The following is a 22,419-nucleotide window of genomic DNA, read 5'->3' on the forward strand; positions in this document are numbered from 1 at the left end:
ATGGTTTTTCTTATGCTATTGGGTATCTAAGGGAACGGAGGCTCTTTTGAAGTTAAAAACTTCAAAAGAGCTCTTTTATTTTGTCTGAAAAGAGATCCAAAAAACTTAGTTTTTCTTCTTTCTTTTTTTCCTAGTTTGTTTGTTTTCTAGTTCTGAGCCTTCCGCATCAGAAGATTCGTCATCGTTATGACTCGAATCTCGACTGTGTTGTTCTTCGTCTCTATTACGCGATCTTGTTGAGGATACCGATTCTACGCGACTTACCCTCCGCGGTGTGGAGGTAAGAGGCCCGGGAAGCACAGGCTCCCCAGTCATAGCCTGACCTAAAGGCACATTCTGTGCAGCAGATGATAATCCCTCTAGAGGTAATGAGGGAGCTTGGTAGTTATAGGAAAAGGGATTGTATGCATCATGAAGGAAGGAAAAATCCCGCTGTAAAAATGTGGAGTTCTCTCCATTTTCTAAGGATATAGAGTCGGAATCGGATTCTGAGACTTCTAAGTGATTTCTAGGTGAATGATAAAGCACTCCTTGGGAGGTTTGGCTGATATGTCTATGCCGTGTATGCATACGATTTTCTTGATCTGCATGCTCACGTCGAGCTTCGGCAGCAAAATCGCGTCTTCTTTCATGAGAAACACGTCTTGCGTCTCTTTCATAAGGTACATTTGGCGCTATAGACTGTTCAGAAATATCAATAACCTTTTGCTGAGCCTTGATTAAAGCTTGAGTTTTAAAGTGTTGGAATGTGACCTTGCTCAATGATACTAAAGCCAAACCTATGGTCATAAAGCCCATAAGGAATTGAGGATTAGCTAGAATAAGCGTACTTCCTCCAGCAGTGAAGTATGCTGAGGCAATTAATGCCGAAGCAATGCCTAGAAGAATAAAGGGTAGAAGGACAGCTGTGATCGTATCGGCAATTTTTTGTGACTTTGGTGTGTCGGCAATATCAGAAACTAACATCGTCAATCCCAAAGCACCAAAGATAAATCCAGGAATTAATCCAAATAGTAATAAACCTTGACCCTGAGAGGCGACAAGAATACCAATGATCGAGATAACAGCAATAGCAATAATCCCTATGTCAAAGACATAACGCATCTTGGGATTGCGATCGGGAAGAGAAAGCAGCCTTCCAAAAAATCCTACGGAAGTCGCTCCGATACGCTTACCTAAGCCGGTATGCGGTGCGGGCACGGGATTTCTTGGAATCGGTTGGTGTGATTGCCCTAAAGGATCTAAAGGATTACCCATGTACTCAACTCTATTTTCTTTGTATAGTTTTTAGTTGTTAAAACAATTTTAAATAAGTTAGTTAACAACTGATAAATTATATTATAGAAGTTATCTTCGTTTAGTTGTGATAGTTTTATTCTTTAACTATGTTAATTTTAGGTAAAGATTCTCTCTTTATCAAAACTTCAGGCGAGGATTTCCCAAGATATGACCTAGCAAGAACAAAATGAAAACTTAAACATTTTCGTTTTCTGGAGTTTACGTATCGAGGTTCGCAACTTCAGAAGAATTTTGCCGGTTAAGTGTCGGCGAGAGTTCTGCTATGGATGGAGAAGAAGGGCTTTCTTCTAAGCTTGCAGTTCTTTTAATCTCTTGAGTTTGTAAAGATTTTACAGGAAATAATCCCCGGTGAATGTTTAAAAGAGTAGCGCTGGCACCCAAGGCTCCGAAAACACCAATCATAAAGAAAACTACTTGCGGAGAGATCATCACCAAACCGAAAATCGCCCCAATGATCATTGCAGAAATTAACAAACTCATCACCCAAGCATTGAAATAAGAAAGAGCTTGGCTGCAGTCTCTTGAGCGGAGGGATGAGACCATAAAGGTAAGAGGGAGTGAGATTAAGTTTGAGAATGTCAATAGGGGGAAAGTAATAATTTTAATTGTACCAAAAACAACAGAGGCGAGAACTTCAATGGCCATGGCGGTTTTTGGATATTGCTGAGCTTTATTTTGACAACGACGCGCGACAACCCTCTCAGGAAAAGTAGAATCGAAATAAATCTGTAAGCTCTCTTTACAAACTTCACGACAATTCATTTTAACCTTAAAAGTGCGCTTACATTTTAGAATGCGAACATTTTAGATAGTTGTAAAATTTACTACAATCTAAATTCCAATTTAAACTGATAATTCAGACAGAACATCTACAACAGTTTTGTGATTGATGGTCGGTTTGTGGAAAATAGATGCCTTTTCTTTTCTTCTAAAAAGAAAGCACAGCAGATCCACCGAAGAAAGCCGAAGATTTAAACGGATAATTCGTTACGTTATTATTATGGCTATCAGCGAGTGAGATATCACTACCGATAGACCACCCATAAAATAACTTCACGAAGCTTCCTGGCCATGGATAGAGTTTAACATTACCCTCGATTTCCCGACCTTGGTATTCAAAGATACCCTCAGAAGAAGGAAGATCATTGGGATGGAGTTTTTTTCTTAATCGAGTGAGGCGATAGGCAGCGCCAAAATCACAAACAGAAGTGCAATTATACTCTACAGAGAAGTTTACCGGATAGATGCAGTTGATGGTAAGTTTGTCATTAGGTTTATAAGTGGCACCGAGTAAAGGCCAGGCCTTTTCTTGATGTAATCCTGTTTCATTAATTACACCAAAAATCACGGAGAGTTGTGGTGTAGCTTGATATTTTCCAGAGAGTACTGCTTGATATAGGCTATAGCCTGCTTCAATATTTTCCGGATCGATAAGGCTGGACACAACTGCAGACCATTGCCAATTTTTTAATGACAAGGTGTAAACCCCTGCAGACAGCAAGATATAGCTATAATACGATTTCTTTTGGAAGGTATAGTACCCTAAAGAGTTGGGATCTCCAACCACAGGCTGCGCATTATCCCAAAGGATACGCGCTCCTACATACCCTGTAGAAAGGAGAACGCCAGTTTGTGATGTGATCGGGAGCGTACAAAGTACAGTTGTGTCAAATTGACGGTAGCCAAGGGATTGATTTTCGAGTTTTTTAAAGTCGGCTTTTTCTACTTGTAGGTATTGAGTTTGTAGGGAAAAAGGATGGGGCTTAGGAGCAGCTTCTCGAGTTTCTTTATCGATACCGCAAGCATCATGAATAATGTAAATGGGTGTGGAGAGCAGATGACCAGCTAGCGTCATCACATGAAATAACAACTTCAACATATCTCTATTTACAACTCCTACAAGAAACTATCCTCTCAGCAATGTTTTTTAAGAAGGAGGGGTCGTCCTTTTTTGAAAACGAGTATTAGCTATTTTGACCTATCTTAATGAAAATTAGACTATACTTTCATAGGATAGATTACTACTCATTTTCACAAGAGTACATTATACGCCGATTTTTATTTCTACAGTTTGTGCTTTGTTTTCCATAGTGCCCTGTTATATATCTGTAGAGCCACAAATTTCATAGAATGTTTTGAAATGCGTCTTACACACAAGCGATAAAATCTCTTTCCCCTGAGTGTTTAATATGGTTTTCCCTGCCGATTTCACATGAGCAGAGGCTCCTTTAGGTAGCTTTACAGAAAAACGTTGTTCTAGTTTGGTTATAGTATTAATGAAGGCTTCTCTTGCTAATATAGAAGCTGCGGCAACAACGATATCTTGTTCTGCGCGGACTCTTTGAATTACCGAGATATCAGTGCTTTTTTTTCTTAATGCTTCAAGTAAAACACTTTCTGATGAAGCAAATTGGTCTGAGATAGCAAAGACTTCTCCAGAGGGACGCGGAGCAAGTTGATCGATAATAGTAGCATGAGCCCAGGCTAGAAGAATATTCAGATTATGGAACTTTGCATAAAGTTCGTTATATTTTTCTGGATAAAGAATCATCACATCATATGTAGAACATGCTCGAATGGTTTTTGCTAATGATAGGATTTGGTTATCATTGAGCATTTTTGAATCTTGGATTTTTGTTTTATAAAGATTTTTCAAAGTCTCCGCATCGCGAGCATAGACTCCCGCGATACATAGAGGACCAAAAAAATCTCCTTTCCCCGATTCATCTACGCCTAGGCGAGGACGCAGATCCTTCTCCATACGGTTATGGGTAAATGTCAATAAAATTTCTGGTTCTAAGAAAAAATCAATGAACTCTTGTGAACCTTTCCCCTGAACAACGAGTTTCCCTGAGTTATAGAGAGTACAGCTTACCGAGGGAGAACGTGCTTGGAAAATGGTGTGCTGCGGTTGCGTTAAAATGAAACCCTTTTCCTCAAGGCGATCTTTAAGTAGGCCGTGGAGAGAAGGCGAGAGTGTGGTAACAAACGGTGTGGACATAAGCGTCGAATTCTTTTGGCATACTTAGGATGGGAAATCTCTATCCTGATGTATCTTTTTACTAGGTATATTTATTGTTATGCTATACATAGCATAAGGGTATATAGTGTATAATGCGGTTTTTGAAGTACAAATTAAACGTTAATCCTGTATATTCCCGCAAGTGAGCAGGATCTTGACACAGAGGGAAGTGTCTTATTTTTACAGAAAATGAGACTAGGAGACTCTAGAAAGATCTAGAGTTTAGCATTTAGGTACCTGCAAAGGAATCTCTATGGCAGAACAAATTCATAAAGAACTCTTACATTTAGGAGAGGTATTTCGCACAAAACGCGAAGAACAGTCCTTATCTTTAAAAGATGTAGAAGCAGCAACATCCATACGTTACTCATGTTTAGAAGCTATAGAAAACGGCTATTTGGGGAAGCTCATTTCTCCCATTTATGCTCAGGGATTTATAAAGAAATATGCCGCCTACTTGGGGTTAGATGGTGAGCGCATTCTTCAAGACCATCCCTATGTTATGAAAATCTTCAAAGAATTTTCAGAGCATAATATGGAAATGCTGCTGGATTTAGAATCTATGGGAGGAAGAAACTCACCAGAGAAGGCAATTCGTAGTTTATCTAATCTTTGGTGGGCTGCACTTATCGTCTTCAGTGGTATTGCGATTTGGTGGTTAGGATCCCTACTTTCTCTTTTCTAATAGGTAGATGGCCTATGCTAAAGTACAAGGGGACAACTCGCCCCTTTGTTTCTACCTATCTTCAAATTGCTACCCTAGAAACGCTACGGAGCTGGAGACTTTACCACATAATCCGAGTAATTGCTCCTGATGATGGTTTGAACACCATCCATGCTCCGCATTCTCATCCTCGTCGTCCGGATCTACTACATTTGCGCTTCTTGGTTGAGGAGTACGTCCGGAACCCACTTTTTTCCCACCATCTACTTCTAGACCATCAGAATCATTGTCTCCTGGGATAAATGGTCGGCCGCCCGTACCACATTGTATGTTGAAGAGATCTGGTGTTGGACGCTGTGGTTTAGGATTACGTCCGGAACTCACTCTTCCACTATCTATTTCTACATCGTCGTCAGAATAATTGCCATAATCATTATCTCCTGGGATAAATGGTCGGCCGTACCTATCCCATTGCGTTTTGAAGAAATCGGATACCTGTTTTAATTGATCAAATGTTGCGGAAGGAATGTCCCCTTTATTATTTGTAGGGGCATAACCTAATGCTAGAAGTGCAAGAATAATCAGCTTTAACAGGGACTCGGGTGATAAACTAAGGCTATAACCTGGAATTCCAAAAGTGAAGCATGGGGCGTGTCCAACTAAACAAGCTAGCGTGTTTTGCAATATCTGCAAGGCGTTTTTCCCCTCTTTTCCTCCTAGAGGGAACACGTCTCTACTACCTAGATCCACCACGTTAAGATGGTAGAGCTGAGAGCGGAGTTTGAGATAATCGAGATGTTTAGCATAATGTATTTCACTTTGTAGTGATCCTGAAGGCTCTCCGTGACCCTCCCCTTTGTTATAGATAACCCAACATGGTGGAGGTATATCGTGTTTTTGATCGCGGAAATCACCATAACCACGTTTTGCCATTATGGTTTCGACGTCGTTTACTTCAGGAACTTTTTTAGGATCATTAGCCAGATCAAAGAGTTCTTGTTGTATTCCACCTGCCAAGAGTTTCTTTAAAAGTTTTTTTGCTTCAACGCACAAACGATCAAAATCGTCTTTTTGCTCCTCAGTTAGGGTGGCACCTTCAGAGAGAAGACGAGGCCAATCATGACCACTTTTCTCTGCTCCCATCCCTAAAACAATCGGGCCATGCTTCTTTTTCATATCATCTAAGAAACTTAGAAGATCAGGATGAGCTCCTGATGGTTGCTCTGGGGGATTGATGATGCAGGTACATAGGCAATGAAAGCAATGGGAAAGCCAGTTCGGGCAATGGCTATCACACCAAGGACTACAATGTTCATTGCAATAACTCGCACCGCGTTGTGTTTGAGGTGCATTTAACAAAGAGGATGCTATGACTCCTGCTTTTTGTATAGTCTCTGCTACTGGAGTGTCTCCAACATGAACCTCAAAGGAAACTTTATTTCCAGCTCCAGGTTGTTGGGTAACCACCTTGTGTTGTAGCGGTGTATTTTCTTGTGAAGGACCACCGGCTCCTTCTTGCACAGTTACCTTGCAACCACATTCACCCAGTGGACAGCACATACAATAGCTCCTGATAATGAAAGATAGGGAGGTAAGATGCTTACATCTTATCTCTTGCGATTAACACCGCTTCCATGGTTTCAAAAAGCGTGTTTTTTTACCAAGGGTTTCTTTTCTTTTAGGTGTCTGAATATGTAGGGGATAAGGCAACAATGTGCGGAAGTTGTGGTTGGCACGGAATTATGTGAAGATTTTAATCTTTTCACGTAGTCAAGATTGTGAGATATCTGTATAAATTGAACGACTTGTTGGATAGTAGAGGCGGAGGAAGCCGCCCCTAATCGTGTGTTGATATTATCTTAAAAATAGACTTGAAGTCATAGCTGTGATGTTTTTAGCCGTTTTGAGAAGAGCTTCTTGAGATTTAGGATTTGTGAAATCCCAAAGCTGAGCACCACTTGTGTCTCCAGGTGTGACCCCGTCAACACACGATGTTCCAGCATTTTCAGTCAAACGACCGTTAAGAACAACTTTTTGTCCGTATTTAGGCAAAGGATGGAGTGTTCCTGCGTTGACTTTGACTTCCGTTCCGAAAGATCGTGAATCTACAGAAGATCCAGGCGTATGTTTCTCTTTTGTACGAAGTTCTTTACTTGTATTTTCTAATTGTTCTAAAGACGTAGGGACCTCTTGTTCTGCACCTAAAGGAATAAAACCTAAAGCTAGTAAGGAAAGAAGAAGTAAAGTACGGTATTTTGATTCTTCGATGCTCAATCCAAATCCTGGATGATCAAAGATATTTTTCTCCTCATTTACATACTTATTTAAGGTGAGTAACAAAATATTTACAGCAGCCCGAGCTTGAAATCCTAAGAAACCGGTCGTTTGAGAATTCACATCTAAAACTTCTAGTTGGCTAAGTTGGTGCTGTAACCTTTGGATATTCAGAGAGTACCCAGATCTTTGTTCATTCGCAGCTGTGTCATTGCTTTCAGAAGGATAAAGAATTAAACATGTGGGAAGAGAAGGAGGAGTTGAGATGTTGATAGACTCTTCTAAAGAGTTTTTCACATTTTCTAGCTCTGTAGAACCTTTTGAAGGAAGTTGATGCGCAGCATTAGCAACTTTGAAGAGTTCTTGTTGAGAGCCTCCTTTTAAGCATCTACCTAACTGATTTTTTGCTTCTTCACATTTTTCTGAAAATAGCGCTTTCTGCTCTGCAGATAAAGTAAAACCTTCTGCGAGTAGTTTAGAAATATCCCAAGGGCCGTTTTTCATTGCGATACCAACGCAAATAGGACCAAACGCATCTCTTTGCTGTTGGATAAAATCAGTTAAATCATCGTATTTTGCTTCAGATCCTAGATTTTCATCAGGAGTAATCATGCATGTGCAAAGACAATCGAAGAAACAGAGGAAAGGACTCCAGCAATTGTCTGCACACCAAGGCCTGCAAGAATCTTGGCAGAATTGGCTGGTGCGTTGTATTCTTGCAGAATTTAAAGCATCAGAGACAAGGTCTCCAGCAGCACGAATGGTATCTAGTAATGTTGGATCACCCACTTTTAAACTAAATTCTGAAGTGGATCCAGGTTGTTTTGTAATCCCATTTAAAGACATAGTTTCTTCTTCATAGGCATCTTGTCTTGAGCGGCAGCTCATACTAATTCCAGGGCAGCACATAATTTACTCCATAAATAACAATGTGGTTTACTAAGAACCCTTATACTGTTGATGGTTCTTATTCTTTTGCTAAATGGCTTTATGCACTTTTGACGTTTTGTGGAGAGGGTTTATAAGAGTTGTTACTCTTGTGTAAAATAGACAGATGACATTGTTAATCTTGGAGAAAATGTGAAACAACTAATGTGTGAATTATCCTCATTTTATGTGCTAAAAAGCATTTAGGGGGCAGATGTTGTTCAAAAAAATATTTTAAGTCTATAAAAAATTTTTGAATGCAAGGGGCTGCCTGTAGGATAAAAAGTCGCTTTATACGGTTTTACAGTCTATTTTCATGTTCTGTCCAACATCGTGTTCTCGCAGAAAGTCGTACGCTTAAATTACCGGCATGTTGAACCCAGATGCTTTGTTATGCTTCATCCTGACGATGAAGTTTAGTCACACCTTCTTCATTTACAGAATCTAAGCCAAACTCTGCATAACAAGGAAGACTACAGTAGCCCGATCAGGTCGTGTAACCTTTGTGTATTTTCGTGATCTGGAGGAGATGTCGAGCGTTTCCCAATAAAGATAGAATGTGTTCGCTAGTCGCTTCCAAAGAATATTGGGGTGATCTCTATGGGACTCTGTTCTGAATTTTTTTACAAATACTTTGTGGATTTGAACAAGTGCAAAGGGAAAACACGGAATTTGCCGAAGGAATTTAGTGATAATCATGAAAGTGGAAAAATCGTTGAAATAGGAGTGTGGGACGAATTTTTTTCGTCTGATAAAATCTTTCTTGTTGATTTTATTTCAAAAAATTCTTATGACTTTTTCACTTATACAACCAAGATGTGATAAAAGTGATAAGTCTGCTGAAATATCTTCCTAAGGTGTCCATACTTATAGTAGCTACCTTAGGTACATTGACTACAGCTGAGGCGGCAAAGAAAAAACATGTGCCAATGACAATGGTTTATTCTTTTGACGAGGTTTTTACACATTTAGAAAAAAACAAAGAGGATACTTTATTTTGTATTAACGTAGATAGTGTAATTCAGCATAAGTACATAGGTTCTCCGGGCTGGTATCAAAATAGGTTGTCAAGGCTTTCTAAGCGTTTTGGAGATTTTTTTAAGGCAAAAAAACGGGTGGCTGAAGAACAGGTGCTCATAGATACATTAGTAAGCAAAGAATGTTTAGAGTTAAATGTGGCAGATCGATTTTCTCAGATACTTTCTGAATGTTCATGTTCTTTACTAGGAGTTTCTTCATTAGGAATCGAATCTGTTTCTTCAACATTAAAGAGTCTAAAAGAATGCGGTATAGAATTGTATTCGCGAGCATTTCCTACAGAAGACTTTTTTTTGGAAACCACACAGAAGTGTAGTGCATCTGCATTAGTACAAGACGGTGTTTTATTTTGTAGTACTTTAGGGTTTTCAGAAGCTATGAAGCTGTTGTTTATCTATGAAAATAAAATGCCAAAGAACATAGTATTTTTAACTGATAATCCTGAAGAAATCAAAACTTTAGGACGAGAATGTATAGATTTGGGGATCAAATTTTTTGGCTTAGTGTATTATCCTGCTGCAGAAAGCATATTTTCCTATGTTTACCCTTATTCAGCAGCGGTTGAGATTCAAGAAGAACATGCGTTGAAAGTTATCTCCGATGCTACAGCGCAATTATCGCTAGATTCTCTTAATCAAAAGAGTTAACATTATTTACTTGAAACAAGCCTTATAGTATCCTCTCTGTCCCCCTGAGAGGGTGCTTAGGGCCCTTTTTTAGTTTTACTCACATAGTGAATCCTTAGGTTGCTTTATATAAAAAAATATTTCCATCCTAAAGGGATGCTCCGTACAATAAAATAATTTTTTGTCTTTGAGAGCATTGCTATGAAGGTAATATTTTTTATCTCAATTTTCTTTTCAGTATTTTCCTTAGAAGCAAGTATTATCAAAGTGTCTGATATACAAGCTGTGAATAAATACGCAAGAAAAGGTTCGTTAGTTTTATTAGGCTTGGACGAAACTCTTGTCTTCCCTAAACAAATGCTTGGAACCAACTCTTGGTTTAACGAACGTCTAGAAAATCTAAAAAAAGAAGAGTCTGATTATGATCCTATGGCAAAGGCGTTTGGCGAAAGAATTGCTGTGTCATTTGCTGTAGAGTATGAGCTTATTCATCCCGAAGTTCCTAAAGCTATAGAAACTTTAGCTTTATCTGAAGCTTGGGTAATGGGAGTGTCTCAATTTCCTCTCCCCATGGCGAATCATTTCCTTCGTTCTGCCGAAGCTTTAGGTGTCGTGTTTTCTTCATGCTTACCAGCCCGTAGTGATGGGTGGATGCAACATCGAAAACACTGGGTAGACCTCAACATATGATGTTTATAGAAGAGCAAGTACTCTTTACTGGAGGGCTTGTTAACGGCATCACCATGGAAGAAGTTCTTTCCACTTTATTTTCAACTTTAGAAACCTTGCCACAACAAGTGATCTATGTGGATCAGAACAAGGAGAACCTGATTTCTGCAGAAGCAGCATGTAAGCAAGCAAATGTGTATTTTATAGGGATGCTCTATAATCCTGCGGTAAAACGGGTCAAGAGCTATAAATCTGACATTGCTAACCTGCAGTGGTTGCAATTATGTAACCAACTCTCCGATAGGTATTTTCAGTCTTTGCTGACCTATGTCATTGGTCCAGAGGGGCAAGGATAGTATTTTAAAAAAGTTAGGGAAAAGCCCTTAGGATAAAACCATGGGCTGATTCCCTAAACTTGAATTCTTCAGAAAGAAATACATAACGGAAGAGAAGGGATTCGAACCCCCGGTTCCTTTAAGAGAACTTCTGATTTCGAATCAGATGCATTCGACCACTCTGCCACTCTTCCTTGAGAGCACTAGTGTAGGTATTCCTCGCTAGGAAATCAAGCCCAACCATAATTTTCTTCTATTCTTAAAACGCTAAAAACACGCGAGTGTGCCTTGCGATCTCTTGTCATGGTGTTGGAGACGTCCTACAGTCATCTCAAGAGCGATTGTATTGAAAATCAATAAGATGGGAATCTTTATTATTATTTGCTTAAATTGAAATGAAATTAATTAGAATTATGGCTTTATGTATAAGCAATTTAATAAAAATTGAATGATAAAATCATATTAAAAGTACGTTTTTTGATCTAAAATGGAGTATAGATTTTTGGTTTTTTTATTTTATCATGTCGCAGCCGCTATATACGAACAGACTTATTACTGAAAAATCACCGTATTTGCTTCTTTATGCTCATACGCCGGTAAATTGGTATCCTTGGTGTAGCGAGGCTTTTGACCTGGCTGTGAAAGAGGATAAGCCCATTTTTCTTTCTATTGGTTGTGCACATTCTCGATGGTGTCAGGTTATGCTTCAGGAAAGCTTCGAAAATCCTGAAATTGCCGCAATACTCAACGAGAATTTTATTAATATTAAGGTAGATAAAGAAGAATTGCCTCATGTGGCGAATCTTTATTTTGATCTCGCACAAATGCTTTCGATATCAGAAGAACATCAAAGTTCTCCTTCTTGGCCATTAAATGTATTTTTAACTCCAGATCTTCTGCCTTTTTTCTCCGCAAATTATTTGGCGGCAGAAGGGAAATTAGGGCTACCGTCGTTTTCACAGACGATAGAAAGGCTGAATTTGATGTGGGAGAATCCTGAGGAAAGAGATGTGCTTGTTCGTCAAGCTCATAAGATTCTTGAGATTGCTTCATTTATAGAAAGATGCGCAAGAAAAGAAATGTTAGAAGAGGGGATCCTCCGAAAAACAGTAGAGGCAATATACCACGATATTGATCCCCACTATGGAGGAGTAAAAGCATTTCCCAAAACCCCACCAGCTTTGTTGAGCCAGTTTCTTTTGCGTTATGGTGTAGAGTACCAAGATAATAGAAGTCTATTTTTTGTAGATCGTTCTTTGGACATGATGGCAAAAGGAGGGATTTTCGATCATTTAGGTGGGGGATTTTATTGCTACACCATTGATGATAAATGGTTGATTCCATGTTTTGAAAAACGTCTGATCGATAACTCTTTCTTGTTATTGGATTATTTGGATGCTTGGGTATGTATGAAAAAACCTGAGTATCGTTCTATAGCTAAGCAAACGCTCCATTACATTCTTTCTGAGCTCTATAATCCTGAGGTGGGAGCCTTCTATACTTCAGAACATGGAGAACGTTGGGGGGATACTGAGGGAAGATACGCCACTTGGTCCGGAGAGGAAATCCGCGAAGTCCTGGGAGAAAATGCCGAGATCTTTTGTGAATACTATGGGATTTCTAGAGAGGGATTTTGTAATGGAAGAAATATTCTTCACATTCCTTCGCATATTGATATCGAAGAGATCACCGATAAGTATGGTTGCACAATAGAAGAATTCCATGAGATTATCGATAGGCTTAAAGAAAAATTGCTCATACATAGAAATAAGAAAGCACGGCCTTTCAAAGATGACCAATCTCTTGCTTTTCAAAATGGTTGGATGGTCTACACGCTAGCCTATGCAGGAAGAATCCTCGGTGATTTTTCCTACATCAGTATTGCGAAAAAGTGTGGCGAGTTCATTTGTAAAAATTTATGTAAGCATTCCATTTTATTGCGTAGATGGCGCGATGGCGACGCAAAATACTCAGGAGGATTGGAAGACTACGCCGGGGTGATTTTAGGAGCCATAGCTCTTTACGAAACGGGTTGTGGAGCGCAGTGGTTATTATTAGCTGAAGATCTTATGAAAGAGGTAATTGTCTCCTTTCGTTCGGAAAGTGGGGGATTTTACACCACAGATGGTAGGGACTCTGCATTACTGTTAAAACAAGAAAATCTCTCTGATGGTGAAACCATTTCGGGAAATGCTCTTATTTGCCAAGCTTTGATCAAATTGCATATGCTTACAGAAAAGAAACATTACCTTACCTATGCGGAAGATATCCTACAGATTGCACAAGCTCGATGGCATACCCACAAGTTTTCTTCTTTAGGGAATCTCATAGCCGCACAAGCATATTTTTCACGTAATCATCAAAAAATCCTTATTTCCTTAGCCAATGATCATGATCGTGAGGAAATCTTATCCTGCTTAGCAGGATTGTTCCTTCCTCATATCTCTATTGTTTGGATGCGGGAAAAAGAGCGTGAATCCTTAGAAGAGATTCTTCCTGAATATGAACACTGTCTAATCCCTAAGGAAGGGCAAACATCCACAGTGATTTGCTTATTAGAGTCCGGAGTAGGGAGGAAATTCTCCAACATTGAAGAGTTTCGCACCTACATGAATTCAAAATAATTCTTTGTCTTTCATTTATTTGTGAGAAGATTTCTTCTCGAAGTGGTCAAAATTTGGTTAATTTCTTATAGTTAGTCCCTAGACATGTCAACCAGTAGGGAGTAGCAAATCATGAAGAACAAAACACTAAGCGTTTTCTCTTTGGTCGGTTTGGTTTGTTTACCGGGATGTTTACTAGGGCATGAAGGTTCTCTTCCTACTCAACAGCGCGAGTATCCCTACCATAACGAAAAGATTCCTGAGGAACCCGCAGGAATAGCGATTCATGATCGTGTGTTATTTAAAATAGATGACGATACCGTTGTTACTACTTTAGATGTGATCCAGAAGTTAAATCTTCTTTTTGCTTCTTCCTACCCCCAACTTATGGAGTCTTACCCCGCACGTTCGCAGTACTACACAGCTATGTGGCCGGTAGTTTTAGAATCTGTAATTGACGAATTTCTCATGGTTGCCGACGCTAAAGCTAAAAAAATCCAAGTCGACCCTACTACAGTGAATCAGGAAGTCGAAGCGATGTTCGGTAGAGATTTATCTTTCTTTTACGTGCATTTCGACATGACCCCTGACGATGTATTTAAAGTAGTTCATCGTACATTGGTAGCGCAAAGAGTGATGGGAATGATGGTGCGCTCTAAGGTAATGCTTAAGATTACTCCGGGGAAAATCCGAGAGCATTACAACCAGTTGGCTGAAGAAGCTGCAAAAACTACACTATGGAAATACCGAGTAGTGACGATTAAAGCCGCCACAGAATCCCTATCTAGTCAAATTGCCGATAAGATATGCGCGCGGTTAAATGAAACACAAAGTTGGAATAAAGAGCGCTTATCTGCACTGGCTCTATCTCAAGGGGGACAATTTGTCTGTTCTGAAGAGTTTATACGTAATGATAAAGAATTGTCAGATGCTCATAAAATGGAATTATCTAGTGTGAACTATCCCCTGGCGATGTGCAGTCAACCAAAAGCTCATAAATCAGGGCATAAGCTCTATGTGCTGCTTGAAAAATCTACAATGCCTATGCAGCCCTTGGAAGAAATAGAAACTCAGATTAAGCAAACGTTATTTATGAATTATGCGGAGAGTATAGAAAGTCAGTATAAAAAGAAATTGCGTGCGCGCTATGGCTTTGACTCATCGATGATTGCTAAGTTGCTTTCTGAAGAAGCTCCACCTCTATTTTCATTACTTTAGGAGATCGTTTGTCACGCAGTTCTCCTGAACAACTTACCCGCTTTTTAGCTGAAGTTCATGGCCATCCTAAAAAAGGCCTTTCACAGAACTTTTTGATAGATGGGAATATTCTAAGGAAGATCCTTGCTGTTTCTTGTGTACAGGCAGGGGATTGGGTATTAGAAATCGGCCCCGGATTCGGAGCTCTTACCGAAGTACTCGTGAATCAAGGAGCTCATGTCGTTGCTTTAGAAAAGGATCCTATGTTTGAGGAAACATTAAAGCAACTTCCCATACATCTAGAAATCACAGATGCTTGTAAATATCCTTTGTCACAACTTCAAGATAAGGGATGGCAAGGAAAAGGACGCGTTGTTGCTAACCTGCCCTATCATGTTACCACACCTTTATTAACAAAGTTATTTTTAGAAGTTCCTAACCAGTGGAAAACGGTTACGGTAATGATCCAAGATGAAGTCGCGCGACGTATTAAAGCGCAACCCGGAGGTAAAGAATACGGATCATTAACTATCTTTTTACAATTTTTCGTTGATGTGCGCTACGCTTTTAAAGTGAGCCCAGGATGCTTTTTACCAAAACCGCAGGTATCCTCAGCGGTTGTTCATATGACAGTAAAAGATCGCTTTCCTCTTGAAGAACCTCTCCGTACGAAATTCTTTTCTTTAACTAGAGCGGCATTTGGCCAGAGACGAAAACTCTTGGCGAATGCTCTTAAAGATCTTTATCCTAAAGAACGTGTTTTTGAGGCTTTAAGCCAACTAAATTTTTCTGATAAAACTCGTCCAGAGACCCTGTCTCTCGATGACTATCTCAAACTATTTGAACTTCTCTCATTGCACGCCTAAGTGCATCTCAGGCTATTGTTAAAGCAGACTTTTTCTATATAAGAGAAAAAATATAAATTAAACGCAGAAGATTTTAATTTATATCTCTTATAAGAGATTTTTTATTTTTATAAAGGCGTTTTTTTAATGAAAAAACAAGAAATTGAAAGTCTAATATGGTATTATTTCTCGTCAGGATTAACAGAAGAGAGGGGAGGATTTCCCTAAATGCTGTTGGTCAGTAAATATTCAGAATACATACTCTAGGAATCTTTCATGGAGACTTGGTTATACTATTGCAAAGTGCGTACACGTAATTATATTCCCTGCCTTCCGGTGTTATCTCCCGTCATTTTGCAAGCGGATCAGTGTCTTCCTACGTTATACTTATCACCGTTTAGTCGTTGCTGCAGGGAAACTAAATTTGTAGCTTCTGTAACAGGTTAAGTACGGAAAAAAGAACACATAATCCTTTGCTAAAGGACTAGACAATACTTAACTTGTTAGATGGAGCCTTCTTTGTACGGAAGTTAAAGTATGTGAGAATACGTTTCACCATACTATCTACATCTAGTCCTACTCTTTTTAATAAACTCTCTTTATCTCCATGCAAAAAGATACTATCGGGAATGCCAAAGTGTAAGACGTCCACTTTGAAGTTATAGGTAGCTAGAAAATCGTTAAATTCCGACGCCAAACCTCCGCGAATAGAATGTTCTTCTATAATGATAACTTTGGAATGGTGCATCAATAAGATGCTAAAGAGATTGTTATCAAATGGCTTAATGAATACAGGGTCTACGACAGTGGCAGAAATTCCATGGCTAAGTAACTGCAATTTTATAGATAATGCCGCACTACACATGTGCCCCAGACCTACAATCAAAACATCTTCACCCTGACTCAGGATTTCTCCTAATCCTGGATCACGATACATCGTTATATCGGTAGCGATAGGGTCACCTTGAAGCGCTGTAATATTGGGGTAACGAATTGCTGAAGGCTGTTTCCAATGTAGAGAAGATTGTAGCAGTTGTTGGAACACTATAGAGCTTCTCGGCTGACAGATAATCATGTTGGGCATAGCACGAAGAAAACTCAAATCATAAATACCGTGGTGGCTACAACCATCTCCATAGGCTAAACCTGCACGATCTATACCAAAGATCACCGGGAGATTTTGTAAACATACATCATGGAAAACGTTATCCATAGCACGATGCAAAAATGTCGAATAAATCGAACAAATGACAGGAGTATTCGCTTTCGCAATTCCCGCTGAAAACGTCACAGCATGACCTTCAGCAATGCCTACATCGATAAAACGCTCTGGAAATGTTTCTTTAAACGTTTCTAACCGTGATCCTAAGGACATCGCCGGTGTAACCACATGTAAATTCGGAGAGATTTCTCCAAGTTTGCATACAGTTTTCCCAAAAATATCAGGATAAGTCAGCTGCGGTTGAATCGTCGGAAGTAACTTATCTTCCGCTGTAAGTTTGAAATTCGCCTTGACTCCATGGTATTTTGTAGGATTTTCCTGAGCTATCTCTAAACCTTTTCCTTTTTTTGTACAGACATGGATAAGAATAGGGAAGGGTAAGTCACGTACCTTCTGAAATAAAGAGACTAATGCTTTTATGTCGTGACCGTCCACAGGACCCATATACGCTAAGTTAAACTGCTCAAAAATAGGAATCGGACAAACTAAAGACCTTAAACACGTGGAAATCTTATGCGAGCACTTAGCGATACTTTTGCCGTAGCGGGGAATCTTGGATAATGATCTTTCTAGTTTGCGCGAAAGCAAACTAAATTTAGGGTGGTGAATCCATTGTGATAAGCTTTTGGACATTACACCCACGTTTTTAGAAATCGACATGTTATTGTCATTTAAAATGACAATAAATTTAGATAGATCCGTATGAATATTATTTAAAGCTTCGAAGGTTAATCCACAGGAAAAAGCTGCGTCACCAAGAATAGGAAGAACGTGTGTTTGAGATTTCTCAGTAGCTTTTGCCATGCCTAAAGCTAAAGATAAAGCGTTGCCTGCATGACCAGAAAAGAATAAATCGTGAGCACTTTCTAAAGGCGAGGTAAATCCACTTAATCCTCCATCATGACGAATGCGCTCGAATTCTTCTATGTTTCTCCCTGTAAGCAGTTTGTGCGTGTATGTTTGATGCCCAACGTCAAAGATAAATTTATCTTCTGGAGAAGAAAAGACATAATGTAAAGCTATCGTTAATTCAATAATTCCTAAATTAGAAGCTAAATGTCCTCCTGTTTTAATAAGGACAGAAATAATTTTATGACGTATTTGCTCAGCAAGAAGAGAAAGCTCAGAAAAAGAAAGCTTCTTAAGATCTTCTGGAGAAGAAATTTGACTTAAAATAGAGGAAGTATAAGAAGTCATGGTTGTGTAGTCATAGAAAATGTTTGTAGAACAGGTTCATCTAATGCATCTTTTAGAAGAGTTCCATTAGGCTGAACAGAAAGGAGATAACATTGTTGATCTTTGACTAAGATCTCATCTAAACCCTGATGTATCAGGGAAAACATTTTTTCATATACAACTAAAATAGCATCAAGAGAGTCGAGAGTGCTTAAATGATCTTGTAACGAACTCAGCTCTTGAATTAGGGTATCTACATCATTACAAGGCATCGCTCTCTCTACAGTTAGTGTACGAAAGACTCTTCTTCTGAAAGAAAATCATCATTTCGTTTTTCAGACAACTCACGTACACGCTCTTCCGCTTTACGGATCCGTGATTCACATATACGCATTAGGGCATCTGCTTCTTCATAAAATTTTAAAGAAGCATCTAAAGATGTCGAAGGTTGATTCATGAGATCTACGATCTCTTCTAACCTTTCCATAGCCTTTTCAAAGGGAATTTCTTCCATAGTTTAAAACTCTTGAGTTTCAAAGTTCTGAACATCCGTCACAGTAAGAGTGGCTTCTCCATCCTGTAGTCTTACCCTTACACAACTATGTTTATGTAAACTTTTGGCCGAAATGATAGCCGAATTTTCATTAAAGTCAAAGAGCATAGCATACCCGCGTTTTAAAACATTTTTAGGATTTAATGAAATTAACTGTTTGGAAACAGTGTGGTATTTTGCTCGATGTCTTTCCACAAGATGGTTTAGGGAAAGGAAGAGATTTTCTTTAGCGTATAAAAAATGCTCCCTACGTTCGCATACTGTATAAACGAAAGCTTTATTTAACCGTCTTTTTAAGAGGTTAAGGGCAGATGTTTCTTTTATAAATAATTGATTAATTTTGGTTGTAAAATGTTTTAATAACGTTTGCTTGTGAGCTAAAGATTGCTGAAAATATCCTAAACGCTGAGATAAAGCTCTGTGAATTTGATCTCTACAAGGATCGAATCTCTGCCTATACTGCTGCGTGTTGTGAATAACAAGATTTTTTTTAATATGCACACAGTGGTGTTTTAAAGCCAGCAAACGATTTTGGAAAGCGAGATTGATCATTTTCCAAAGATCTTGGAGACGGTACGTCATACGTTGTAAAATATCACTTTGCAACCAGCGCGTATATTGCATATAGCGTTGCTTGCTTTGTGAAAGTTTTGTTTGTATTGACCGTTCTATAGAGACACGAAGATAGTCTAAAGATTGATGGGGAGGACGGAAAAAATCTACGTGATCTAAGTACCGCTTCCATTGCTGAATTTGCTTTGCTTTCCCTGCAAGCAGTTGCTGTGCATGAGCATTCAAATAGCGTAAATGACTTTTAAATATTTGAATTTGTTCTTGACTACTTTGACAGACAATTTCTGCAGCAGCTGAAGGGGTGGGCGCACGCACGTCAGCAGCAAAATCACATAATGTATAATCTGTTTCATGTCCAACAGCAGAAATAATAGGGATTGTGCTGGCATCTATGGCCTTGACAATGATTTCTTCGTTAAAAGCCCAAAGATCTTCAATACTGCCACCACCGCGAGCTATGACAAGAACATCAACAAGCTTATCTCTATTCATTACTTCAATCGCTTGAGATATTTCTTTTGCTGCTGTAGCTCCTTGTACTGTCACAGGATAAATTAGGACCTTATACTGATAACAACGACGAGAAAGAATACGTAAAATGTCTTGAATTACGGCTCCTGTTGGGCTGGTAATCACGCCAATACATTTTGGAATTCTCGGAAGGGGTTGTTTTTTTTCTATAGAGAAGTACCCTTCGGCTGCAAGACGCTTCTTAGTTTCTTCGAATTTTTGTAAGAGATCACCTTCCCCAGCATAAACTAAGGCGTGGGCTACGATTTGGTATTGACCTCTCGGTGCATAAACAGTCAGTTTCCCGTGAATGATCACCGAGTCGCCATCTTTAGGGCGACGGTCAAAATACTTACTTTTAAAATGAAAAAAAGCACCGTTTAAAAAAGATTTACTATCTTTAATACCAAAATAGAGATGCCCGCTCGGCTGTAAAGAGACGTTACTTAATTCTCCTTTAACCACAATATGGCAAAAATTTGACTCGAGTAGATTTTTTATAGACTCGGTAAGAGTCGTTACCGCTTGAGGAGGAGATGAAGTTGCCATGCCCTAGAATACAGAAAGGTTTCAAGTTCTATTATTTTAAAATAAAGCACCTTCCTAGTAAAAAACTAGCAAGAATCGTGAAATCATGTCTATAGTGGGAGATGAACGAGCTAACAAATAGAGGACGTAGATGGAACGTAAGCGTTATATTTTCGGTAATTGGAAAATGCATAAGACAGCTAAAGAGGCTAAAGATTATTTGTCTGTTTTCTGCCCTCTCCTTGAAGAAGTTGCTCCTGTATCTCGTGTGGGTATCACCCCCGCATTCACAGCGTTACATGCTTGCTGTGAATCTATAAAGTCTTTTCACAGTCCTCTGTGGCTGGGAGCGCAAAATGTCCATCAGGATGCCTCGGGAGCCTTTACAGGTGAAATTTCCTTGCCTATGCTCAAAGAATTTGATGTCAATTTTGTACTTTTAGGTCACTCCGAATGCCGTCATATTTTTCATGAAGAAGATACGACCATTGCGCTTAAGGTTGGTGCCGCAGCTCGTGAAGGCATTATTCCCGTTCTGTGTATCGGAGAAACTCTAGAAGTTAGAGAAAAAGGCGCGACGGAAGCTATGTTATCTAACCAGTTGATGTTGGGGCTTGCGCAACTTCCGGAAACTGCCTCTGTAATCATTGCTTATGAACCCGTATGGGCAATTGGTACGGGTAAAGTAGCTTCAGCGGTTGATGTGCAAGAGGCACATGCCTTTTGTCGAGAGGTGCTTGCGAATATATTTTCCAAAGAGAAAGCTGAGGAGATTTCCATTCTTTATGGGGGATCTGTAAAGGCAGATAATGCTGAAGGATTTGCTCGTTGTCCTGATGTAGACGGGTTGTTAGTAGGAGGCGCTTCCTTAGATCCTAAAGTTTTTGCCGATGTTGTCGCGAATTTTCATCGTTAGCTAGTAAAAATTATATTAGCTTTTTGGCCATGTTGTGTGAAATATTTTCATAGAATTTACACCAAGGTTTTGTTTGAGAACAGTGTTCCAAATCAATAAAATGTTTTTCAATATGGTGATTAATTTAGTTTTATACGAGAATATTTCCAGGGCCTTTTTAGGGATTTTTACAGTTTATAGAGACACTGGCTTAGAAAGAAATTTTTAAGATCCTAATGAATTAAAGGGCTAGGAATTCACCTCAGATAGGTTTTTTGATTTAGGAGAAGCATTGTGACCGCCTTGTTTTATTCGTTTTTATTTATCTTTCTTCTTTTGTGCGTAATTCTTTGCGGACTGATTTTGATTCAAGAAAGCAAGAGTATGGGACTCGGTTCTTCTTTTGGCGTGGATTCAGGAGATTCCGTTTTTGGTGTATCTACCCCGGATATTTTAAAGAAAGTCACTGCTTGGTTGGCAGTAGTTTTCTGCTTTAGTTGTTTGTTTCTATCTTTTGCGACAACATACTTGGGGAAAAATTCTCAAGAACCTCCTGTACATGTTCTAGAACAAGTTTCTTCAGATGGAGAAGAAATCTCTAGCGAATAGAAAGCTTCGCTAGAGGTTATCGACTTTTACCTAAAGCACATTATCTATTTTTAGGAAGTAAAATTAAAACAGTCACTATCTTATGAAAAAAGTCTTTTATATATTTTGTCTCTATGGTCTACTACCTGGCTCTACAATATTTTCAGTAGAAAAAGTTCAAAAAGAGATGGAGAACCCTTCGCCATTGCCTACAGTCTGTCCCTTTCATTCAATAGAAGAGGCACATGCGTAGCGAATCTGCGGGGTGATAAATCATGATTAGAGAATTAGAATATTACGGTAGCCCTACGTTACGTAGAGAGGCTGATGCTATTCTTGACATTACTGATGAGATTCGTCAGTTGGCTCAAGATATGTATGAGACTATGGTAGCTCATAAGGGGGTAGGTTTAGCAGCTCCTCAAGTAGGGGAAAGCGTAAGACTTTTTGTTATGTGTGTTGAGGGAGAAACAGAAGATGGGGATCTGATTTTTTGTGACTTCCCCAAGGTGTATATTAATCCTGTACTTTCTGATGTTTCTGAGGATCTTGTTTTAGGTAGGGAAGGATGTTTATCGATTCCTGGGTTGCGAGCTGATGTTTACCGCCCGCGTAGCATTACCGTAAAAGCAATCAACCTCGACGGTCAAGAATTCACGGAACATTTAGAAGGGTTTCCTGCGCGTATTATCATGCATGAAAATGACCATCTCAATGGAGTTTTATACATTGATAAGATGGAAGAGCCTAAGGATTATAAGAAGTTCAAGTCTACCTTAGAGAAAATTCGCCGTCGTTATAATAATCATTTAACAGATAAAGCTTCTTAGTCGTATTGTATTATCTAAAGCTTGCTTGTCTTATTGATTTCTTCA

At 39.1% G+C, this 22,419-nt stretch carries 21 protein-coding genes and 1 tRNA gene; 11 read left to right on the forward strand and 11 right to left on the reverse strand.

Annotated elements, in window-relative coordinates:
* Positions 1-105: 105 nt before the first annotated feature.
* The 4 genes from G5O_RS06635 to rnhC form a co-directional block, all read right to left on the reverse strand.
* Positions 106-1,257 (reverse strand): IncV family inclusion membrane protein, encoded by a 1,152-nt coding sequence (locus tag G5O_RS06635; protein WP_006342973.1) that lies wholly within the window; start codon positions 1,255-1,257, stop codon positions 106-108.
* Between the two features lie 240 nt (positions 1,258-1,497).
* Positions 1,498-2,061 carry a DUF5422 family protein gene (locus tag G5O_RS06640; protein ID WP_006342974.1) on the reverse strand — a complete coding sequence of 188 codons (564 nt, stop codon included), beginning with the start codon at positions 2,059-2,061 and terminating at the stop codon, positions 1,498-1,500.
* 166 nt (positions 2,062-2,227) lie between these two features.
* Positions 2,228-3,178 (reverse strand): hypothetical protein, encoded by a 951-nt coding sequence (locus G5O_RS06645; protein WP_006342975.1) that lies wholly within the window; start codon positions 3,176-3,178, stop codon positions 2,228-2,230.
* A 219-nt stretch (positions 3,179-3,397) separates the two neighbouring features.
* On the reverse strand, positions 3,398-4,300 hold the full coding sequence (gene rnhC, locus G5O_RS06650; RefSeq protein WP_006342976.1) for a ribonuclease HIII: 903 nt from the start codon (positions 4,298-4,300) through the stop codon (positions 3,398-3,400).
* 274 nt (positions 4,301-4,574) lie between these two features.
* Here rnhC and G5O_RS06655 point away from each other — a divergent pair, with 274 nt between their 5' ends.
* Positions 4,575-5,006 carry a helix-turn-helix domain-containing protein gene (locus G5O_RS06655; protein ID WP_006342977.1) on the forward strand — a complete coding sequence of 144 codons (432 nt, stop codon included), beginning with the start codon at positions 4,575-4,577 and terminating at the stop codon, positions 5,004-5,006.
* A gap of 69 nt (positions 5,007-5,075) precedes the next feature.
* Here the strand turns inward: G5O_RS06655 and G5O_RS06660 are convergent, their stop codons facing one another.
* A complete protein-coding gene (locus G5O_RS06660) occupies positions 5,076-6,545 on the reverse strand; it encodes a hypothetical protein (protein WP_013462623.1) in 1,470 nt (489 codons plus the stop codon).
* A 294-nt stretch (positions 6,546-6,839) separates the two neighbouring features.
* Positions 6,840-8,168, reverse strand: a complete 1,329-nt coding sequence (locus tag G5O_RS06665; RefSeq protein WP_006342979.1) for a hypothetical protein — start codon at positions 8,166-8,168, stop codon at positions 6,840-6,842.
* Between the two features lie 845 nt (positions 8,169-9,013).
* Here G5O_RS06665 and G5O_RS06675 point away from each other — a divergent pair.
* From G5O_RS06675 to G5O_RS10510, 3 genes are all read left to right on the forward strand, one after another.
* Positions 9,014-9,871 carry a DUF2608 domain-containing protein gene (locus G5O_RS06675; protein ID WP_006342980.1) on the forward strand — a complete coding sequence of 286 codons (858 nt, stop codon included), beginning with the start codon at positions 9,014-9,016 and terminating at the stop codon, positions 9,869-9,871.
* A gap of 180 nt (positions 9,872-10,051) precedes the next feature.
* Positions 10,052-10,540, forward strand: coding sequence for a DUF2608 domain-containing protein (locus tag G5O_RS10505; protein ID WP_006342981.1), 489 nt, complete (start codon positions 10,052-10,054; stop codon positions 10,538-10,540).
* Positions 10,537-10,875, forward strand: a complete 339-nt coding sequence (locus G5O_RS10510; protein WP_006342982.1) for a DUF2608 domain-containing protein — start codon at positions 10,537-10,539, stop codon at positions 10,873-10,875. Before G5O_RS10505 ends, G5O_RS10510 begins: the two co-directional genes overlap by 4 nt.
* Before the next feature lie 86 nt (positions 10,876-10,961).
* Here the strand turns inward: G5O_RS10510 and G5O_RS06690 are convergent.
* A tRNA-Ser gene (locus tag G5O_RS06690) sits at positions 10,962-11,048 on the reverse strand.
* 327 nt (positions 11,049-11,375) lie between these two features.
* On the opposite strand from G5O_RS06690, the gene G5O_RS06695 reads away from it, so the two are divergent.
* From G5O_RS06695 to G5O_RS10435, 4 genes are all read left to right on the forward strand, one after another.
* Positions 11,376-13,478, forward strand: coding sequence for a thioredoxin domain-containing protein (locus G5O_RS06695; RefSeq protein WP_013462625.1), 2,103 nt, complete (start codon positions 11,376-11,378; stop codon positions 13,476-13,478).
* Positions 13,479-13,589: 111 nt separating this feature from the next.
* A complete protein-coding gene (locus G5O_RS06700; RefSeq protein ID WP_006342984.1) occupies positions 13,590-14,675 on the forward strand; it encodes a hypothetical protein in 1,086 nt (361 codons plus the stop codon).
* Positions 14,676-14,683: 8 nt separating this feature from the next.
* Positions 14,684-15,520, forward strand: coding sequence for a 16S rRNA (adenine(1518)-N(6)/adenine(1519)-N(6))-dimethyltransferase RsmA (gene rsmA, locus G5O_RS06705; protein ID WP_006342985.1), 837 nt, complete (start codon positions 14,684-14,686; stop codon positions 15,518-15,520).
* Between the two features lie 255 nt (positions 15,521-15,775).
* Positions 15,776-15,946: a hypothetical protein gene (locus G5O_RS10435; protein ID WP_014946532.1), complete on the forward strand. Its 171-nt coding sequence runs from the start codon at positions 15,776-15,778 to the stop codon at positions 15,944-15,946.
* A gap of 37 nt (positions 15,947-15,983) precedes the next feature.
* On the opposite strand, the gene G5O_RS06710 is transcribed toward G5O_RS10435, so the two are convergent.
* Genes G5O_RS06710 through xseA form a run of 4 tightly spaced genes read right to left on the reverse strand, consistent with a single transcriptional unit; the run spans position 15,984 to position 20,082 of the window.
* A complete protein-coding gene (locus tag G5O_RS06710; protein ID WP_006342986.1) occupies positions 15,984-17,918 on the reverse strand; it encodes a 1-deoxy-D-xylulose-5-phosphate synthase in 1,935 nt (644 codons plus the stop codon).
* Complete coding sequence (locus G5O_RS06715; protein ID WP_006342987.1) at positions 17,915-18,169, reverse strand: hypothetical protein; 255 nt, start codon at positions 18,167-18,169, stop codon at positions 17,915-17,917. Before G5O_RS06715 ends, G5O_RS06710 begins: the two co-directional genes overlap by 4 nt.
* Before the next feature lie 14 nt (positions 18,170-18,183).
* Positions 18,184-18,411: an exodeoxyribonuclease VII small subunit gene (locus tag G5O_RS06720; RefSeq protein ID WP_006342988.1), complete on the reverse strand. Its 228-nt coding sequence runs from the start codon at positions 18,409-18,411 to the stop codon at positions 18,184-18,186.
* 3 nt (positions 18,412-18,414) lie between these two features.
* Positions 18,415-20,082: an exodeoxyribonuclease VII large subunit gene (gene xseA, locus G5O_RS06725; protein WP_006342989.1), complete on the reverse strand. Its 1,668-nt coding sequence runs from the start codon at positions 20,080-20,082 to the stop codon at positions 18,415-18,417.
* A gap of 130 nt (positions 20,083-20,212) precedes the next feature.
* On the opposite strand from xseA, the gene tpiA reads away from it, so the two are divergent.
* From tpiA to def, 3 genes are all read left to right on the forward strand, one after another.
* Positions 20,213-20,977, forward strand: coding sequence for a triose-phosphate isomerase (gene tpiA / locus G5O_RS06730; protein WP_006342990.1), 765 nt, complete (start codon positions 20,213-20,215; stop codon positions 20,975-20,977).
* A gap of 273 nt (positions 20,978-21,250) precedes the next feature.
* Entirely contained in the window at positions 21,251-21,565 is a 315-nt protein-coding gene (gene secG, locus G5O_RS06735) for a preprotein translocase subunit SecG (protein WP_006343955.1), read from the forward strand.
* 254 nt (positions 21,566-21,819) lie between these two features.
* Entirely contained in the window at positions 21,820-22,374 is a 555-nt protein-coding gene (gene def, locus G5O_RS06740) for a peptide deformylase (RefSeq protein ID WP_006342992.1), read from the forward strand.
* Positions 22,375-22,419: the final 45 nt, after the last annotated feature.

It is taken from the genome of Chlamydia psittaci 6BC (assembly GCF_000204255.1).
Taxonomy (GTDB): domain Bacteria; phylum Chlamydiota; class Chlamydiia; order Chlamydiales; family Chlamydiaceae; genus Chlamydia; species Chlamydia psittaci.

What these genes read in the sequence shown, in the direction of transcription:
- G5O_RS06640 (WP_006342974.1), bottom strand. Translation starts at nt 2,061, where the DNA reads ATGAATTGTCGTGAAGTTTGTAAAGAGAGCTTACAGATTTATTTCGAT.
- G5O_RS10505 (WP_006342981.1), top strand. Translation starts at nt 10,052, where the DNA reads ATGAAGGTAATATTTTTTATCTCAATTTTCTTTTCAGTATTTTCCTTA.
- rnhC (WP_006342976.1), bottom strand. Translation starts at nt 4,300, where the DNA reads ATGTCCACACCGTTTGTTACCACACTCTCGCCTTCTCTCCACGGCCTA.
- G5O_RS06665 (WP_006342979.1), bottom strand. Translation starts at nt 8,168, where the DNA reads ATGTGCTGCCCTGGAATTAGTATGAGCTGCCGCTCAAGACAAGATGCC.
- G5O_RS06655 (WP_006342977.1), top strand. Translation starts at nt 4,575, where the DNA reads ATGGCAGAACAAATTCATAAAGAACTCTTACATTTAGGAGAGGTATTT.
- G5O_RS06710 (WP_006342986.1), bottom strand. Translation starts at nt 17,918, where the DNA reads ATGACTTCTTATACTTCCTCTATTTTAAGTCAAATTTCTTCTCCAGAA.
- def (WP_006342992.1), top strand. Translation starts at nt 21,820, where the DNA reads ATGATTAGAGAATTAGAATATTACGGTAGCCCTACGTTACGTAGAGAG.
- G5O_RS06700 (WP_006342984.1), top strand. Translation starts at nt 13,590, where the DNA reads ATGAAGAACAAAACACTAAGCGTTTTCTCTTTGGTCGGTTTGGTTTGT.
- G5O_RS10510 (WP_006342982.1), top strand. Translation starts at nt 10,537, where the DNA reads ATGATGTTTATAGAAGAGCAAGTACTCTTTACTGGAGGGCTTGTTAAC.
- tpiA (WP_006342990.1), top strand. Translation starts at nt 20,213, where the DNA reads ATGGAACGTAAGCGTTATATTTTCGGTAATTGGAAAATGCATAAGACA.
- G5O_RS06720 (WP_006342988.1), bottom strand. Translation starts at nt 18,411, where the DNA reads ATGGAAGAAATTCCCTTTGAAAAGGCTATGGAAAGGTTAGAAGAGATC.
- G5O_RS10435 (WP_014946532.1), top strand. Translation starts at nt 15,776, where the DNA reads ATGGAGACTTGGTTATACTATTGCAAAGTGCGTACACGTAATTATATT.
- G5O_RS06660 (WP_013462623.1), bottom strand. Translation starts at nt 6,545, where the DNA reads ATGTGCTGTCCACTGGGTGAATGTGGTTGCAAGGTAACTGTGCAAGAA.
- G5O_RS06695 (WP_013462625.1), top strand. Translation starts at nt 11,376, where the DNA reads ATGTCGCAGCCGCTATATACGAACAGACTTATTACTGAAAAATCACCG.
- G5O_RS06645 (WP_006342975.1), bottom strand. Translation starts at nt 3,178, where the DNA reads ATGTTGAAGTTGTTATTTCATGTGATGACGCTAGCTGGTCATCTGCTC.
- G5O_RS06715 (WP_006342987.1), bottom strand. Translation starts at nt 18,169, where the DNA reads ATGCCTTGTAATGATGTAGATACCCTAATTCAAGAGCTGAGTTCGTTA.
- xseA (WP_006342989.1), bottom strand. Translation starts at nt 20,082, where the DNA reads ATGGCAACTTCATCTCCTCCTCAAGCGGTAACGACTCTTACCGAGTCT.
- G5O_RS06635 (WP_006342973.1), bottom strand. Translation starts at nt 1,257, where the DNA reads ATGGGTAATCCTTTAGATCCTTTAGGGCAATCACACCAACCGATTCCA.